General features: G+C 40.1%; 13 protein-coding genes. 4 read left to right on the top strand and 9 right to left on the bottom strand.

All coding sequences use genetic code 11. The annotated features are described in order from the left end of the window. Nucleotides 1-734 precede the first annotated feature (734 nt). Complete coding sequence (locus tag NST81_RS05665) at nt 735-2129, top strand: APC family permease (protein WP_048622930.1); 1395 nt, start codon at nt 735-737, stop codon at nt 2127-2129. A 261-nt stretch (nt 2130-2390) separates the two neighbouring features. On the opposite strand, the gene NST81_RS05660 is transcribed toward NST81_RS05665, so the two are convergent. Then, nucleotides 2391-3086 carry a Type 1 glutamine amidotransferase-like domain-containing protein gene (locus tag NST81_RS05660; protein ID WP_341028821.1) on the bottom strand — a complete coding sequence of 232 codons (696 nt, stop codon included), beginning with the start codon at nt 3084-3086 and terminating at the stop codon, nt 2391-2393. Between the two features lie 943 nt (nt 3087-4029). Here NST81_RS05660 and NST81_RS05655 point away from each other — a divergent pair. Further along, nucleotides 4030-4689, top strand: a complete 660-nt coding sequence (locus tag NST81_RS05655) for a cupin domain-containing protein (RefSeq protein WP_048622928.1) — start codon at nt 4030-4032, stop codon at nt 4687-4689. Between the two features lie 163 nt (nt 4690-4852). Here NST81_RS05655 and NST81_RS05650 read toward each other — a convergent pair whose 3' ends face one another. The 3 genes from NST81_RS05650 to NST81_RS05640 form a co-directional block, all read right to left on the bottom strand. Beyond that, complete coding sequence (locus NST81_RS05650; RefSeq protein WP_061778487.1) at nt 4853-5437, bottom strand: transposase; 585 nt, start codon at nt 5435-5437, stop codon at nt 4853-4855. 129 nt (nt 5438-5566) lie between these two features. Beyond that, entirely contained in the window at nt 5567-6097 is a 531-nt protein-coding gene (locus NST81_RS05645) for a GNAT family N-acetyltransferase (protein ID WP_048622927.1), read from the bottom strand. Between the two features lie 343 nt (nt 6098-6440). Beyond that, nucleotides 6441-6758, bottom strand: a complete 318-nt coding sequence (locus NST81_RS05640; RefSeq protein WP_341028817.1) for an IDEAL domain-containing protein — start codon at nt 6756-6758, stop codon at nt 6441-6443. 1516 nt (nt 6759-8274) lie between these two features. Here NST81_RS05640 and NST81_RS05635 point away from each other — a divergent pair. Continuing rightward, nucleotides 8275-8619: a hypothetical protein gene (locus NST81_RS05635; protein WP_341028814.1), complete on the top strand. Its 345-nt coding sequence runs from the start codon at nt 8275-8277 to the stop codon at nt 8617-8619. 449 nt (nt 8620-9068) lie between these two features. Here NST81_RS05635 and NST81_RS05630 read toward each other — a convergent pair whose 3' ends face one another. The 5 genes from NST81_RS05630 to sfnG all read right to left on the bottom strand — a co-directional run bounded on the left by NST81_RS05630 (nt 9069) and on the right by sfnG (nt 14648). Further along, nucleotides 9069-10553, bottom strand: coding sequence for a 4-hydroxyphenylacetate 3-hydroxylase family protein (locus NST81_RS05630; RefSeq protein ID WP_341028811.1), 1485 nt, complete (start codon nt 10551-10553; stop codon nt 9069-9071). Further along, entirely contained in the window at nt 10553-11347 is a 795-nt protein-coding gene (locus NST81_RS05625) for an ABC transporter permease (RefSeq protein ID WP_341028808.1), read from the bottom strand. Before NST81_RS05625 ends, NST81_RS05630 begins: the two co-directional genes overlap by 1 nt. Nucleotides 11348-11360: 13 nt before the next feature. Continuing rightward, entirely contained in the window at nt 11361-12353 is a 993-nt protein-coding gene (locus NST81_RS05620; RefSeq protein WP_048622922.1) for an aliphatic sulfonate ABC transporter substrate-binding protein, read from the bottom strand. 62 nt (nt 12354-12415) lie between these two features. Continuing rightward, nucleotides 12416-13156 carry an ABC transporter ATP-binding protein gene (locus NST81_RS05615; protein WP_445662369.1) on the bottom strand — a complete coding sequence of 247 codons (741 nt, stop codon included), beginning with the start codon at nt 13154-13156 and terminating at the stop codon, nt 12416-12418. A 418-nt stretch (nt 13157-13574) separates the two neighbouring features. Continuing rightward, nucleotides 13575-14648 carry a dimethylsulfone monooxygenase SfnG gene (gene sfnG / locus NST81_RS05610; RefSeq protein ID WP_341028805.1) on the bottom strand — a complete coding sequence of 358 codons (1074 nt, stop codon included), beginning with the start codon at nt 14646-14648 and terminating at the stop codon, nt 13575-13577. A 235-nt stretch (nt 14649-14883) separates the two neighbouring features. Between sfnG and NST81_RS05605 the strand changes: the two genes are divergently transcribed. Further along, complete coding sequence (locus tag NST81_RS05605; protein ID WP_003355652.1) at nt 14884-16251, top strand: ISLre2 family transposase; 1368 nt, start codon at nt 14884-14886, stop codon at nt 16249-16251. Nucleotides 16252-16379: the final 128 nt, after the last annotated feature.

Genomic DNA, 16379 nt, shown 5'->3' with positions numbered 1-16379 from the left:
TGCCTTGTTGGATCAGAAAATCGACCGTGTTTTTAAGATCACTAAGTTTAGCTTTCACACTATAAACAGAATGATGGCTTTCTTGTCCATTCATCCGCTTTAGTGGCGGCATTCCCCTATAACAACTCAACTACACAACTAAACCTGTTCATTTTTGTGAATAATTTCACATAACGATCTCATAGCCACACCCTCTCCTCTGACATCCTATACACATGAATGAAAGATTCAGTAGAAATGAAAATAAGCATTGCATCAGCTTTTTTCTTAGTCATGTCAGTTAAAGCTGATTTAAGCGTTCCGTTTTGACGGAACGCTTTTGTGATTTTTCGGCCCTTTTTACTTTACGCAACAGCATTTCATGCTTATCAATGAAAGACAGATGGATCACGCTTTTAAAGCACAATAGTTGACTATTCATATCAAGGGCAATCTATTGACCTCGTAAATGTTGAAATTGTATCAAGATACGATTCTAATCATTTTGTCCACTGTTGGGAAAATCTTTATTTAACTTTTTTCTGAACGGAGTGTAAATAAACACAAGACTGCCGGTGAGTTTATGAAAATTGAGGGCTTTATAATAAAGAACATCCTACTAAAAAACAAAATTAACAAAATAATTATAATTGATGAAAAAATATTATTTTAATAAAATGAGTTGCATAATTATTCTACCCTATGTATTATTAATCGTATCTATTACATGAATCACTAAGAAAGGGTAAACAGCAATGACAGAAAAAAAGAAGATCGGTGTATTGGGTTTAACGATCATCAGTACAAATACCATATTAGGTTTAAAAAATATTCCTTTTGCGGCTACGGTTGGACCGTCTGCTATCATATTTTGGGTCTTAGCCGCGTTCTTATTCTTTATTCCGATTAGTTTAATCGTGGCGGAGTTGGCGACAACCTATCCCGAACAAGGTGGAGTGAGTGCGTGGGTAAACCGTGCTTTTGGCCAAAAAGCAAGCTTTTTATGCAGTTGGTTTTATTGGGTGGCAAATTTCACTTATTATCCATCCCTATTACTTGGAATCATCGTGAATATTGCTTATGCCATCAATCAACAGCAAATGATCCATAACAAAATATTAACAACAGTGATATCCCTAACTATTTTCTGGGTTATTACGTTATTGACATTGCGTGGCACCCGAATGAGCGAGAAATTGGCGGCCATCGGAACCCCGCTTGGATTAATTGTGCCAGTCATCTTAATTTTCGGCTTTGGATTCGCCAGTATTTTAAGCGGACATCATTCAGCAACAGAATTTTCAGTACGGACGATGACGCCTAATCATCTTTCATTAGATACAGTGATGTTTTTGTCAACATTGATGTTCGCCTTTGCAGGAATGGAAATGCTGGGTACCATCGCTGGCGACGTAAAAAATCCGCAAAAAACATTTCCAAAAGCCATTTTGATTTCTTCAGTCATCATTGGAGGAATCTATATTCTTGGGACCATCGCTTTTCAATTTGTGTTTAACATCAAACCGGATCAAACGGCGACGGCTTTATTCTTATTTGCGGATCAAATGACAAAACAGTTCCATTTACCGTTTTCATTATCGCAAATGCTTGGGATTTGTTTTGCCATTTCAACGATGGGTGCATTGTCTTTTTTAATTTTGAATCCGAGCGTCATGTTCTATAACAGCGGAAAAGCGATTCTGCCCCCATTTCTAACAAAAATGAATAAAACAGATATGCCCGCCAACCTGATTCTTTGGCAAGCTGCAGGCGTATCCGTTATATTAGTGCTTTCCGGTTTTGTTCCGACTATATCGAAAGCTTTGAACATGCTGGTCCTTATGGCCACTCTTGCCTTCTTTATTCCTTATCTCTTTTTAATTTGTGCTTATATCAAATTGCGCAAGACGGACCAGGCAACAGTCAGACCGTTCAAAATAAAGAAAAATGCATTAGCTTATGTGGTTGCAGGCATTGGATTGATTTCCGTTACAGGAACCATCATATTAACTTTGATTCCCGCTCCGGACACGACCGTATCACAATATGCACCGCTTATAGTAGGACCTATATTCTTTGCCGCTTTAGGTTTTTGGTTTTATCGAATCGGAAGAAAAGAAAAAAAGGAAGTCTTGAAAAAAGCGAGTTAATATCCAACTTCCATTTATTTGCATGATATTGCATATTCATGCTCCATTATGAAATAAAATAGATCTTTCCTTCATAGAGAACACTGTAAAAGGAGATGATGTTTTCAATCATCTCCTTTTTGAATGAGCGAACTCTTCCTTCCCATTCGGCCATTGATCATCATAGAAAACACGGATTTAAATGCTCGCCAGTTGAACCTACTATGACAAAGAATCTCTATCGTCGAATCATCTTTCTATATATTTTATACCGTGTTTTAGTTATGACAATTTTAATATCTCATTCCCCGAAACTTTATAAACTCCGCTTCCAATAATGGACATATGATTATGATCGTCCAACCTAATGGCAGAGAAATCCGAAATGCAATATAATTCGTTATCAATCTTTCCAGCAATATTTAAAACCATTTGTTCGTAGATTTTATTGCTGTGTTCGAAATGGACCTCGACACTGAAACTTACTAAATCGAGACCATTATATAGGTGCACTTCTTCTACTTCATGGATAGGTGTAAGGATTGCTTTTCTGCACATATTTATGGCACCAGCACTGATTCCGATTACGACTCCTTTAAATTCTTTTAAAACGGATTGAAGATTGTGATGAACGATAAAATTATACTGCCGCAAGGTATTTCCACCCATTAAATATAGAACTGAAGCACCCTTTATTTCTTTTGACATTGCTTCTGGATCCATATCACTGTATAAAGTGACTGATTTTTTAAAATGAATTTGGGCTTTTTCAAAAAACCGTAAAGTTTCTTCAACATATTTTTGAGTGGTTATCTTTTCATCAGGTGATGTTGGAATGAATACTATTTTCTCTTCTTTTATATCTCTTTTCATGAAATCAGCCAGTTTTTCATCAAAATGATGATGAAAATCGATCTTGCTTAATAAATACCTAATCACTAAATCACCATCTTTTTCGACAATACCGTAAAAATACAAAATTCCTTTCTCTACGAATCTTTCGTCATCAAACTAGATATTAGCGAAATGGATATCTTCTATAAAATTGTACCTTTTTCTCATGATAACTGTCGTTTCAAAAGGACTTGCTTTTGCATGTAATATACTACAAACATTAGAAGGTGTTTCATAGATGCATCATCGTCCTAGACCTATTGTGTGTCCGCCAATACATCGTGTCCGAGATCATTTTGTCCCTCGCCAAGTGCCCTACATTCATCCAGTCGTAAATGTCAATAGATACAACATCGTCAATGTACCTAAACATATTTACAGGCCTGTTACAAGAAATGTGGTTGTTGACCCTGGTTACCCTAATAAATGCTGCTATTAATGCAGCAAACTGCCTTCTTTTTGTAGTAGGGCATTTTCATAATATCTCATAAGTGAAAAAAAAAAAAAAAACGATCCACGATCTTAGACATATGCTCTAGCTTTCCGCACTGCCAACGCGTTTTTCGCACCCATGTGGCGGTATCGAAACTATCTTACCCGCCTATCCTTTACGATAAAATTTGCATTTTAAATAAGGACAACTTCATCAATATCTATACAAGATTTTCCCTAAGGCAAGACGATTCTGGCATGTCGGAAAAGATCTTGGCGTTTTTATTTTTTGGATATAATACAATATTTGTAAATAAAACCATTATTTTATCATCGACATTAATAAACCAAAACTGATATCATTCTTCTCGGGCTTTGATTGGTAAAAATTCAAAGCTCTGCCAACACAGCCACTTTTGGGCACCGATTTTATATCGGTGCCTTTTCATTTAATGATTACTGAGTTTCGTATCATCAAGTGCTGTGTTGCAAACTTTTTGAGTTCTTCCATCATGATAGGTACACGCACTGCTTAATACGCATTGACATAAATTAGTTTGTAATCACAATATTCAAATAAAAGGATGAATGAACCATGGTTTTGTATATGGATTACACATCACCTCACACTCAATTCACTTTCGATGTAAACAAAAGCAATGCGTTCACAAAAGATAAACACAACTTTATCAATGTATTAGGGATCGAACAGTTAAACACATTAGAAAATATTTCTTTATTGGATATTTTCTTAAGCAAAAATAATGTGATCGAGCCACATTATCATCAAAATGCGGCAGAGCTGGTTTATTGTATTTCAGGAGCTGCCGTCGTTTCCTTATTCAATCCATTTACCAAACAAATCCATAACTATCCCATAAAACCAGGCCAAGTGGCCAATGTTCCACAAGGATGGTGGCATTACGAAGTAGCGACGAAAGATCATACACATCTTCTAGCCATATTTAACGCACCGACTCCTGAAGTGATTTTAGGTTCAGATCTTTTGAAATTTACCCCACCAAATATCATAGCCCACACCTACTGCCTCAATGAAAATGATTGGAAAAAAACGATCGCTCCTATTCAACCCAATACCTTTATAGGACCATACAAAAACTGTCATCGCGAGCAATATCAAAAGGAACAAACTAGATTGGCCCATCATAGCCAGAACGAAATCCGTCATTCCTCTCATTATCCATACTATCAACCATATCAGCAGCCTCATCATTCGGGACACAACGAATATTGAAGCACCAACGGAATTCCCGATTCATGCTTTTTATCCGTATGGATTTAAGGGGGAAGCAAATTTCTCCCTGTTCTGTAGAATTTTCTAATATTTTTCCGGTTTGACCACTTTAATGATTAAAATGTTTGTTTTATAAGTAAACATCTATTAATTAGTTACAACCTCAACTTTCGCACACAGAAATATGGAGACAGTCCTTGATATAACGAGGTAAAGAAGTAATCCAATTAGACAGTTGACACTGAAAAATGTCCATACTCAAATAAACCTTAGCTTCAGCCAAAGTTTGGAAAAGAGAAATCAATTGTAGTAAAGCCGTTTTAAAGTCCATCTCCTTTACTTCGTCACATAGAAACAAGAATAAGTTGCCCATGGTCTTCGGATCCTCTTCTTTCCGAAGTTGCCAAGCAATCAAGATATACCGAGTGAAGACAATGGTAGTATGGCTAATCATCATGTCATAGGAACGACCTTGAAACTCTTTGGCTAAATGTAAAAACGATTTACTGAATTTAAAAAAGGTTTCAATGTCCCAACGCATCCCATAGATTCGAACGATTTCTTCATTAGACAGCGTGGTATCTGTACTCAAAATGGCTAGCCATTCACTTTTTTCGTTATCATAATGGTGACACCTTTCTTTCTTTGGTTTTTTTGGTTTGGTCACCAATAGTTTACCAAAAGAAAGAGGTGTCTTTTTGTTTTTTAGACGAATTTTTTCAGTGTCAAGTGAATATGAGATACCCAAAGAAACCTATCAAATCAAGGATTATTCATAAATTTTTCACTGCGAAAGTTGAGTTACAACCTAATTCTGCTGCTAATCCCGCACCACAGATGGAAGTCCAGCTCTTCCTTCACAGTGTGCATCAAGAATTCATTTTTGATCAAACCACTCCTGTTCTAAAATGCTCATCTCCCATAAGCTCCAATAATCATTTCCTGTTTTTCTGCAATCTCTGAGCAATCCTTCTTTTTTAAAACCAACCTTTTCATAACAAGCGATCGCAGATTTATTAAAGTCAAATACGCCAAGACTAACTCTATGCAATTTTAGTTCTTCAAATGCTATTTTCAATAGTTCTTTTACCATCAATGAACCTATCCCTTGACCTCTTAAATTTTTTTCTCCCACTAAAACTTTCCCTATTCTTGCTGATTTATTTTTCCTGTCTATTTTCCCCAGAGAAATATGGCCGATCACATTCCCTGTTTCTTTATGTATCACTTTATAAACCAAAGTATCAGAGGTATCACGATTTGCATTCTCAATGTACTTTTCTAATTGACTTTCGTTCAGCGGGTAATCAAATTGAGGTCCTCCCCACTGAAGTAAAAATTCCGGTGAATCAATCCAACGAATCAGCTGATTAAAATCTGGACGTTCAAAATATTCAAGTTCAATCATTACACCGCTCTCCCCCTTCAACTAATTTATTATCCTTAACATCTAGAGACGATTAAGGATTTCTTATTCACTAACTCTCCCCATGCGTTTTTTTGTCTTTCAGCAACTGCCGCCTTTCCCTATCAGTTCGACAATCTTTGCTATAATTCCTTTTCTATATAAACTCTTTGCCTTGTACAAAGATCATTAGGAGAATCTATTTATCCATACATTACATTAAATGTAGACGCGCCTCACAATGGACAAAAAGCCCTTACTCAATGGAAGAATAAGGGCGCTTTTAAGCAATTTCGCTTTTTTTAAAAATTAACTTTTAAGAAAGGAGTCATTTCTTTCATCCTATTCATTGTCTCGTCTGCTTGTACAGTTTTGTTAGAGTCCTGTTTTTCTTCTTCATTAGTTCCTCGAACCATTGCCGGTCATGTTGATCTAATGCCATATCAATCAATTCTTTTAAATCTTCAGGGTGAATCATATCCGGAATAAGGTTTATTTCATATAGCGAATAGGTTCCCAGTCGCTTTTCGATTGGCTCTATTTCACCATTTCGGACACAAATCGTTTTTTGAATTTCCACTGAATAATCAAAAATCCACACTACATAACCGATCACATCATAATCAGATAAACGCACCTTCACCCAATCTCCTACTCGTACCATGATCCATTCTCTTCCCCTCATTCAGTTTTCATTCTCACCATCTAAAGCAATGCCTCACTTCTAAATAATCCAGATCCTAAATCACTCCGATACGCTCTTCCGTAACACCCATCGCCAACAATAAATGTAACCACTTACATTTACTCTCGCTTTTCAAAAAAATACTCATCACGACAACACACATTGATATTCGAACTTACAAACCACCATTTCATTTTGCAGATGTAGTCTCTCTACAAGTACAGCTAAATAAATTCTCACTAAAAGTAGCCGTTTTATGGTTTCGTCATTATTTTGGCTTTAAGCTCGTCCATAAAGAAAACATCAAAAACGACAAAACGTTCCAGTCCCGAATCACGTTTTGGACAAAGGAGCTTTTCTAATTTCAAAATAGTGATTTTGTTTCTTAAATACGCAACAAACCCGGAATTTTCGATTCCAACCTCCTCTTCAGCAAAAAAACCGTTTGAATTGTCCCATTTCACCAGCTGAGTAAAGACATTTAAATCTGAAGCAGTAGAATTCTTTTTGATTTATTTAGTTTATGTTTATGAATTGTTTGATGTTTGTGTCGTTGTGACTGTCTGCTTTTTACTTGCCTTAAGCCCTTAGGAACCCCCACCCAGACGCATTCATCGTGTTATTTTTTAACCTGTTGTTGTTTTCAGAAAAGGGAAAGATTGTATAAATGATAAAAAAATTTCTGATGAAAGAGGAACTTGAAAATAGATTGGTTGTGTTAGTGGATTGACAAATTGAGCCCAATTTTTATGGATCCGTAAATAAAACTATGGTCAAAAAAGTTATGGTATTAAGGAAAGCGGATACTGGGTAGAACGGACTAACAACGTAGTTCTATTCATATCCGGATGAAATGAATATAAAAGACATTTGCCTGCCAGTATGGTGTTAGAATCAAAAACTGTTATCCAAAACTTTGCAAACTACAACTCTATTAAACATATGGATGCGATCAAACCCTTCCAGAGCTTTTATTGGAATTATTCGAGATTAACTTTTCATAGGATTAATAAGACATAAATATAGAATTTTTTCATTTGTATAGTACAAAAGGTTCAATTTTTTAAATTTTTCGTATAAAATAATTATGGTTGATGCTTGGGAAAATTATAAAAAGACGCTAACATACATTCCATTTATTGGGATAACATCAGACGGAGAAAAGGAACTTGAAATAATTGGTTTTAATCAACAGTCTGCGAGTGCACCGATGAGTGGCGAAAATGGATATATTGTGCAGTCTATGTTGAAGGAACCATACAAGCCAATAGATTAAGAGTAAATAACAACGGTAATAATATCGCATCTAGTACATTTCAGGCGTTATCAGATGGTTATGTATCGGATTCAACCAATATCCTTATAGGGAAAATAAAATAGATAGGTATCCCACTTTCTGCGGTTTCATGGGTACGTCAGAATATATCCTTATCCACCCAATCATACAATTTATGACAATCCATTCATTACAGTTAATAAATAGGGGGTAAAAAAAATGCAAATCAAACCAAATGATCCAAATTTTTCTGCCTATACTCGATTGACATTATTTGCTGAGTTTCAAAAAAGCATAAAGGATGGAACTGAATTTGTTGGTGGAAAATCGAAAGATATTTCTTTTGAGCAATTTAACGAACTTTTGAATGAAAATAAAGTTGTAAACAAGGAAAACGCCGGGGAAATGTCTAAATTTCATAAAGATGCGCTTCAAATACAAATGAATTATAGTAAAGACCCTGAATTTACATTAAAAGTAAAAGATATTATATCCAAGGCATTTCAATTAGGCCTTGTCGACAAGGATGAAACTTTAATAAATAAAATCGATACAAAAGCATAAGAGGAATTTACATTTTTTTGCTATATAATAGCCATTAGACATTGGTGATGCAAAAATCAATTAGAAAAAAGCTTTCATTATTGGAAATGACATCACATATCAGAAAATGCTGGTCTGTAATGAATGTTCATTTCACGAAATTGCCCTTACTAGGGGGCTTTTCTTTTTTAACAACTACAGTACTTATGTTCATAAAAAAGGAAAATCGCCCTGCTTCGATTTTTCCAAATCTCAAAAGCTTACTCTCCCTTATGTGCGGGATAAAGTGAAACTTCCTTCAGGAGGTTTCTTATCCTCCTGAAGGCTAGTTGAACTAATCGGGCATTTAGGGAGAGTGGCTCCTCTCAGACTTTTCTTGATTCTTCCCATCCTGCGGGGGGAGCTTACTCTCCTTTATGCGGGATAAAGCGAGACTTCCTTCAGAGAGCTTTTAGTGCATCAGCCCGTTCTCATGATCGTGATCCATTTTTGACGTGAGACTTACTTTGCAAAAACTCCCAAACCGGCTTTGTATATTGCTGTTTTTCCGCATTCGTATATATATTGGCCAAGGCTCTTACAGGATCTCCTGCATAATATCTTTCGTATAATTCGTGTCTGGAACCCAATTGGCTCCCAAACAAGTCCCAAGCCAGCTTAAACAGTTTGACTTTTTCTTCGGCTCCCACGGTTGCTCCGGCAAAATATTTATGCATTAATTCTGAAATGGGCCCGTTTATTTCTTCCAATGTAGACGGAACTTGAACGAAGCCCCCCGCACCGATTTGCTGTAAAATTTCGATCGCACGCGGATAATATTGAGATCCTAGAATGCGCGCTGTATCAATTGGTTTAAGAGCAGGAATAAACGTGCCGGTCTCGTCCCTTTTAGCTTGCGCCTCCGAGGCAACCAACAGCGAATGAATCGTTTCGACTTGGGTAATGAGTTCCCCCAATTTTTCTTGAATATGCAAATATCCGGAAACCCCAATCGCTTCTGCAATGGCGATGGCGACACCGGTCACAAACTCAAGTTTGCTTAACAGCCTCACGACCGTTTGATGAAAAGCGAGAGAATTAGCGGTCCGATTCATCCGAAACTTCCATACTGCTTCCGCATTCCCGTGAATGAGCACTCTTTCCCAAGGAACTAGAACGTCGTCAAAAAATAATACAGCATCCATTTCGTCGAAAGAAGCGCTCAAAAGATGATCTTGTTCACGATCAGAAGTGAACGGTTCCCGGCATACGATATGCAGTCCCGGCGAATTGGCGGGAACGATCAAGGCATGTGCATGTTTCGCATATTCCTCTTTGATTTTATGAAAAGGGAATATAAGAAAATCGTGTGAATAAGGAGCGGCGGTGGCTATCATCTTGGCACCCCTTAAGATTAAACCATCCTCCGTTTCTTTAACGATATGCAGAATGCGGTCGACCGCATCGAAATCTTCCAATCCTTTGGAACGGTCGACCTGTGGATCGAGCAATGCATTGGCTACAAACAAATCATTGTCGCGTGCCTTCTCGTAATAATCCGCAATCTTATATGCAAACTGCGGATCCAACTGGACCAGCTGCTCTCTGGCAGCATACCACCCGGTTACGAGTGAGCGGGCGTATTCCGAAAGACGGCTCATCACTCCATGCGTTTCATCCGCCCAATATTTAAAAGCGATGCTTCTCTTCCGCAAATCGTCTTGATTTCGAGGTACAAGAAATGAACTATGGACATATGTGTCTGAACCAGGCGGTTGAAAGCCGACCAATTGCTTCTCTTCCGGATGATCGAGCATATTGAACAACCGCTCGATGGTAGACAGCGTTCCCGTAAAGGCGGGGTGCGTAGTGACATCCTCCACGATGCTCCCATTCAGCCACACGTTTCTTCCATCTTTCAAACTGTCCAAATATTTTTTGCCACGTGTCTTGTTTATCATGCTATTCTTATTCATTAAACGTTTCCCCTTTCCAAGGATTGGTAGCTGTCTTGCCAAGCAAGAATTCGACGTCCTACCAGCTCCAAGAAATAATCGGTGCATTTTCCAAACAAAGCAAACAATAAAATGCTGGCCACGATAATAGCTGGTCGCCCTGTCGTTTGACCATCCATCATAAGAAAGCCTAATCCCTTACTTGCCCCCATGATCTCCGCCGCTACAACAAACATCCATCCTAATCCAAGTCCACTTCTCAGTCCTACAATGAACGAAGGTAGAGCAGCAGGCAGAAAAAAATGACGAATCAATCTCCAGCCATGATAACCGTGCACTAATCCTACTTCCAGTAAACGTCGGTCCACTCCTTGAATACCAGACACTAAATTAAGATAAACCGGGAAAAAAACACCTAAAGCAATCAAGGATATTTTGGAAGTCTCGCTTATGCCCATCCATAAAAGAAATAACGGTACCCAAGCCAAGGAAGGGATATTTCGCAAGGCTTGGATAAGCGGATCCAACAAATACCGAAACGTACGAAAATATCCGTTCAATACCCCAAACAATAAAGCAACAGCCGTTCCAAGCAAAAATCCCACGCTTACCCGATATAGTGTAATTCCGACGTGTTCAATGAGCTCTCCTCCCCGAAACAAATCTACGATGGTGGAAACAATCTTCAAGGGAGAAGGCATAATATTAGGGGGAATCAAACCGTTAATAGAAAGGGTTTGCCACAAGATGATGATGAATATTGGAATGATCAGCCCCATACCTGTGATAAAGAAATGTTTCTTCCATTGACGCAACCGCTTGCCTCCTTTACTTCTTGTTGATGTTTTCGATATACTCCGGATCAATTAAGTTGTCGGCCGTTTTCTTAATATCGACGGATTTTTCCATTGCACCGCTTTTCAATAACACTTCTCCCGACGCTTCAATGGTCCGTTTGTGAACCTCCCCAATGACCGGATTGGTCAAATCTGTCCGGTGGATCACTTTTGCGGCGACTTTATCGTTTTGTTTACTTTCTGCTGCCACTAATTTCTCAAACTCGTCCGGATTTTCTAATGCCCATTTTCTAGCCTTTTCATAAGCTTTAAGCACTTTTTTCACAATCTCGGGATGGTCTTTTGCAAACTCTTCCCTTACATTAAGAAATCCGTACGTATTCCAATCCGGGTGGCGGAAAAACAATTTTGAGTGTTTCTCTATCTCTGTTTGCGCCATATACGGATCGAGTCCTGCCCATGCGTCTACATCCCCTTTTTCTAAGGCCGTTTTACCATCGGGGTGTTGCAGTTGCACGATTTCTACATCTTTTTCGCTCAATCCAGCAGTACCCAATGCCCGCAGCAAAAATATGTAAGGGTCCGTTCCTCGCGTAACAGCTATCTTTTTACCTTTCAAATCTTTTACTTTTTTTATAGGAGAATCGGCACGAACAACTAAAGCTGTCCACTCTGGCTTTGAAAAAACATAAATCGATTTGATTGGGTTTCCATTTGCCCTTCCGAGTAAAGCCGAAGCTCCAGATGTTGATCCAAAGTCAATGCTCCTGCTATTTAAAAGCTCCAGCGATTTATTACTACCGGCGCTAAAAATCCATTCAACTCCGATTCCATCCTTCCGTAAATCATCTTCCAACCATTTCTTTTCTTTCAGAACTAGACTCACCGGATTGTAGTAAGCATAATCCAGTTTGACAGTTTTCACTTCGGATTCTTGGGAAACGGAGTGACTACAGCCATCAAGAATCCATACCAGCGTCATAACGAAAATCATAACGGCCATTTTATACGTTTTTGAGATCATCCGAAAGATCCCTCTTTCAATGGATTGAATTAGAATAAAAAATATTCAACATTTATAAACTATTATTTGGAAGAGAACATAAACGCAGATTCTAAAGTCTCTTTAGTCACTTTTCCCATAAGACGATCCAGAATGAGCTTTTCATAATAGGCAAAGCCAGTATTTCTTTCTCTCGGACGGGGTAAATCTACCGGTATATCAAGAGAGATAGCCCCATTTTCGATCAAGACGATACGATCTGCCAAAGCGACGGCCTCGCTGACGTCGTGTGTGACCAAAACGGCAGAAAATCGTTGTTCCTGCCAAATTCGTTCAATCAATTCTTGCATTTCGATACGTGTCAGAGCATCTAATGCGCTAAGTGGTTCATCCAATAACAGGAGGCGCGGATTACCCGCCAACGCCCTCGCAAGAGCGACACGCTGGCGCTGTCCGCCGGATAATATGCCGGGCCATTCTTTCGCTTTATGTTCCAACCCCACGAGCTGTAGTGCTTCCTCTGCTCTGTCCTTGTCTCCGTTTCTTGCACCGATTTGTACATTCGCTATCACTCTTTTCCAAGGAAGCAATCTAGCATCTTGAAAAAGAATTCGCGTATCGGGATGAACTCCTTTGACTCTTTTATTGTCAAGAAGCACTTCCCCTTCTGTCGGAACATCAAGTCCAGCAAGAAGACGCAACAGAGTGCTTTTGCCGCAGCCGCTGCGCCCAATAATCGCAACAAATTCCCCAGGTTCGATTTCCAAATTTAAATGATTCAATACTTGGACATTATTAAATCGCTTGCTGACCTCTTTGACCATTAAATGGAAACCTATTGACCCTGCCCCCAATCCTCATTCCTCCCTATATCAATAACCAATTTTACGAATATTCATAATTATGGTGATATAAATTTGTCCGTCTAAATATACCGTCATCCCACTGCTGTTTATCTAGGATTTAGAAAGTACCGCAGAAATGCTTCCTTCTTTGTATAATGGAGCACTTACAAATGCAATCCCAGCCGCATCCATCCCGGTTTTTAGGAACACACTATTCCATCCCGTTTTAAAGATTTGGAAACACATTGTTTTAATCAATGATTTTGGTAATTGTTCGAATATCTTTTTCAACAATAGAGGGGGATTCTTCTCGCAAATCTTCTTGCCACATTTAGTTATACGTACATAACAATTCCCAGCTACGTTCAACATTACACTTTTCATAAAAAGTCCATTTTTATACAGCATCCACGTTTAATATGGCTTCCTTTTCTCGAACCAATGGAATCACTTTTTCCCCGAATAATCGAATTTCTTCGTCATAATGAAGGAATCCGGTTAAGATAAGGTCGACTCCGATTTTTTTGAGTTCGATTATGCGATCCGCCACCTGTTCCGCCGTACCGATCAATCCGGTTTTAAAACCGTCGTTGTATTGAACCAAATCGTTGAAATCCGAATTGGCCCACATTCCTTCTCTTTCCGGAGAAGCTTTGCCGGCAAAGCGCACTTGGCTGCGGAATCCTTCCACAGCTTCGCCATCCGCATAAGCAATAATGTCACGAAGCACCTGTTTAGCTTCCTCTTCTGTATCTCTCACAATCACAAATGCGTTGACGCCAAATTTCAGCTTACGGTTATTTGCAGCCGAGAGCGAATTCACCTCATCAATTTGTGCTTTAATGCCTTCGATGGTATTTCCGTTCATGAAATACCAGTCAGATACTCTGGATGCCATCTTTCGTGCGGCGAAAGAATTTCCTCCTTGGAAAATCTCCGGAACTCTCAAAGGCTTCGGCTTTAAAGGAGCGCCGTTTATTCGGTAAAAATCACCGCGAAAATGGGTTTCCTCCTCCGTCCACAATTTTCGAAGCAAATTGATAAACTCCTCGGATCTCCGATATCTTTCGTCATGGTCTAGCCATGGTTCGCCATATGCGTTAAATTCTCCTTTAAACCACCCGCTCACAATATTAATCGCGGCACGTCCATGGCTGATTTGATCAATGGTGGAAATCATTTTGGCTACCGTCCCCGGATGCCATAAGCCGGGAAGCACCGCCGAAATCAGTTTAATCTTCTTCGTTACCGCCGCCAATGCGGATGCCAACGTGATAGCCTCCAATTGATTTTCCGCACCGTAGCTTGCCAGAAATCTCGTTTGAAGCAACGCATATTCAAATCCTGCTTCTTCAGCTATTTGAGCGTATCTGGCATTATCCTCAAAGGACCAGCCTGTTTTTTGAGGAATTTTGGAAATCACCAATCCGCCGCTAACATTCGGAACCCAATAAGCAAACTTCAAAGACATTTTCTTCACCCCTTTTTAAAAATGGATCGCGATAGAGTTAGAGTGTGAGTAAAATGTTTGTGGGAGAAATTCTTAGAATTCCCCGATGAGGGGGTTGGGAACGTAGGTTCGCAATCCCCTCATCGGGGCCACCAAGCAAAGCGCGGTAGGATCCCAAGCAGGAAACATGAAAAAAGGACTCTCTCCCTGGTAAGATGATCATTGTTCACACCATCAAACAGGAGGAGAGAGTCCCATGAATATTCAACAACATCTTACCACAAATTCGTTGACATGGAAAGAGATCGAACTTGATTTGTTTCGAGCCTTGCAAAACGCCTTCACCGAGCTGTTTACGGCTCTGTTGGAGGACATCGACCGACAATTGGCGGAAACCCGGGACAAGCGCCGGTACCACTTGAAAGACAAACGACGCACCACGATTCAAACCTTGTTTGGCGAAGTTACCTTTGAGCGAAACTACTATTTAGACCGAGAACAAAACCGTTACACGTTTTTGCTTGATTCCTTTTTAGCGTTTGATGGATCGCAGTCAATCAGCCCTTGTCTAGAAGAAACGGCGATGGGATTGGCTGTGGAGTGCTCTTCCTATCGCAAAGCGGCTCATACGCTTGCCCAGATGGTCGGGTATCCGGTGATGAGCCATGAGACGATCCGCCAGTTGGTGCTCGAGGCTGAAGTTCCGCTGCACTGCCCGGTTGACCAGCGATATGGACGGGTGCTGTTTGTGGAGGCCGATGGACTGTTTGTCTCTCTCCAAGGGAAGGGAAAACGGGCCAAGGAAGACAAAATCCTGACCGTTCACGAAGGATGGAAGCGCAACGGCTCACGGATCGAATTCGTGAATCAGCGCCATTACGTCCATGAAGGCAAGGGGGAGGTGTGGGAAGGCTTCGAGGAATTTTTGATGAACGAATATGCCTATGATCCGTGTCGGGATCTTCTTGTCATCAACGGGGACGGCGCTCCATGGATTACCGCGTGCCGGGAGTATTTCAAAGGACGGGTCTGCTTCCAATTGGATCGATTCCACGTGGCGCGTGAGTTGCGCCAATGCCTCTCGGGCCATCCACGGTGGCAGGCGATTCGGCAAAAGCTGGCGAAGCAGGATGAAGAGAAGCTGCTTGTGGAACTGAACAGCGCCCTCGGCACGCTGGGGGACGAAGCGAAAGAACAACAGCTGGCTGCCTTGATCCACCGGATCGAATCGATGCCGGGATGCATCCGTGATTACCGGGAATGGCTGAAGGAGCAAGGAGTGGACACAACGGGCATGTATCCGATGGGGAGGGCTGAAAGCGTGATGAGCCAGCTGGCGTATCGGGTGAAATACCGCCGCAGTTGGACAGACAAGGGACTCAGGGCGTTTTTCAAGGCAATGATTGCCCGGATGGATGGGATTCGTCTTTTCGGACATCGTTTAGGAGAAGAATCGTCGCATCCGGCGGAGGAAACGGCATCTACCAAACAGACGATCGTGAACAAGGCGAAACAACGCATCCGCCGTCTTCTTCCAGAGGTAACGCGGAATAACGTGCCATATTTACAGCAATCGTCCGGGACTCCGATCTATCATGCCCTGTCTGAATTCAAGGGATGGTAAAAAAAGGTATACATATTCGTCTGTCATGGCAAGGGATGAGAGTCCGAAAGCGCTTACGGATGAAATTCAAAAAAATGGTTCGCTAACCTATGACTTACATCTATTTTCAGCGAACCAAAAAAATTCCC

The organism is Bacillus sp. FSL W8-0223, from assembly GCF_038006805.1.
GTDB classification, from domain to species: domain Bacteria; phylum Bacillota; class Bacilli; order Bacillales; family DSM-4216; genus Bacillus_O; species Bacillus_O smithii.
Note: the sequence above shows the minus strand (reverse complement) of the source record. Positions and strands in the feature narration are given on the sequence as shown.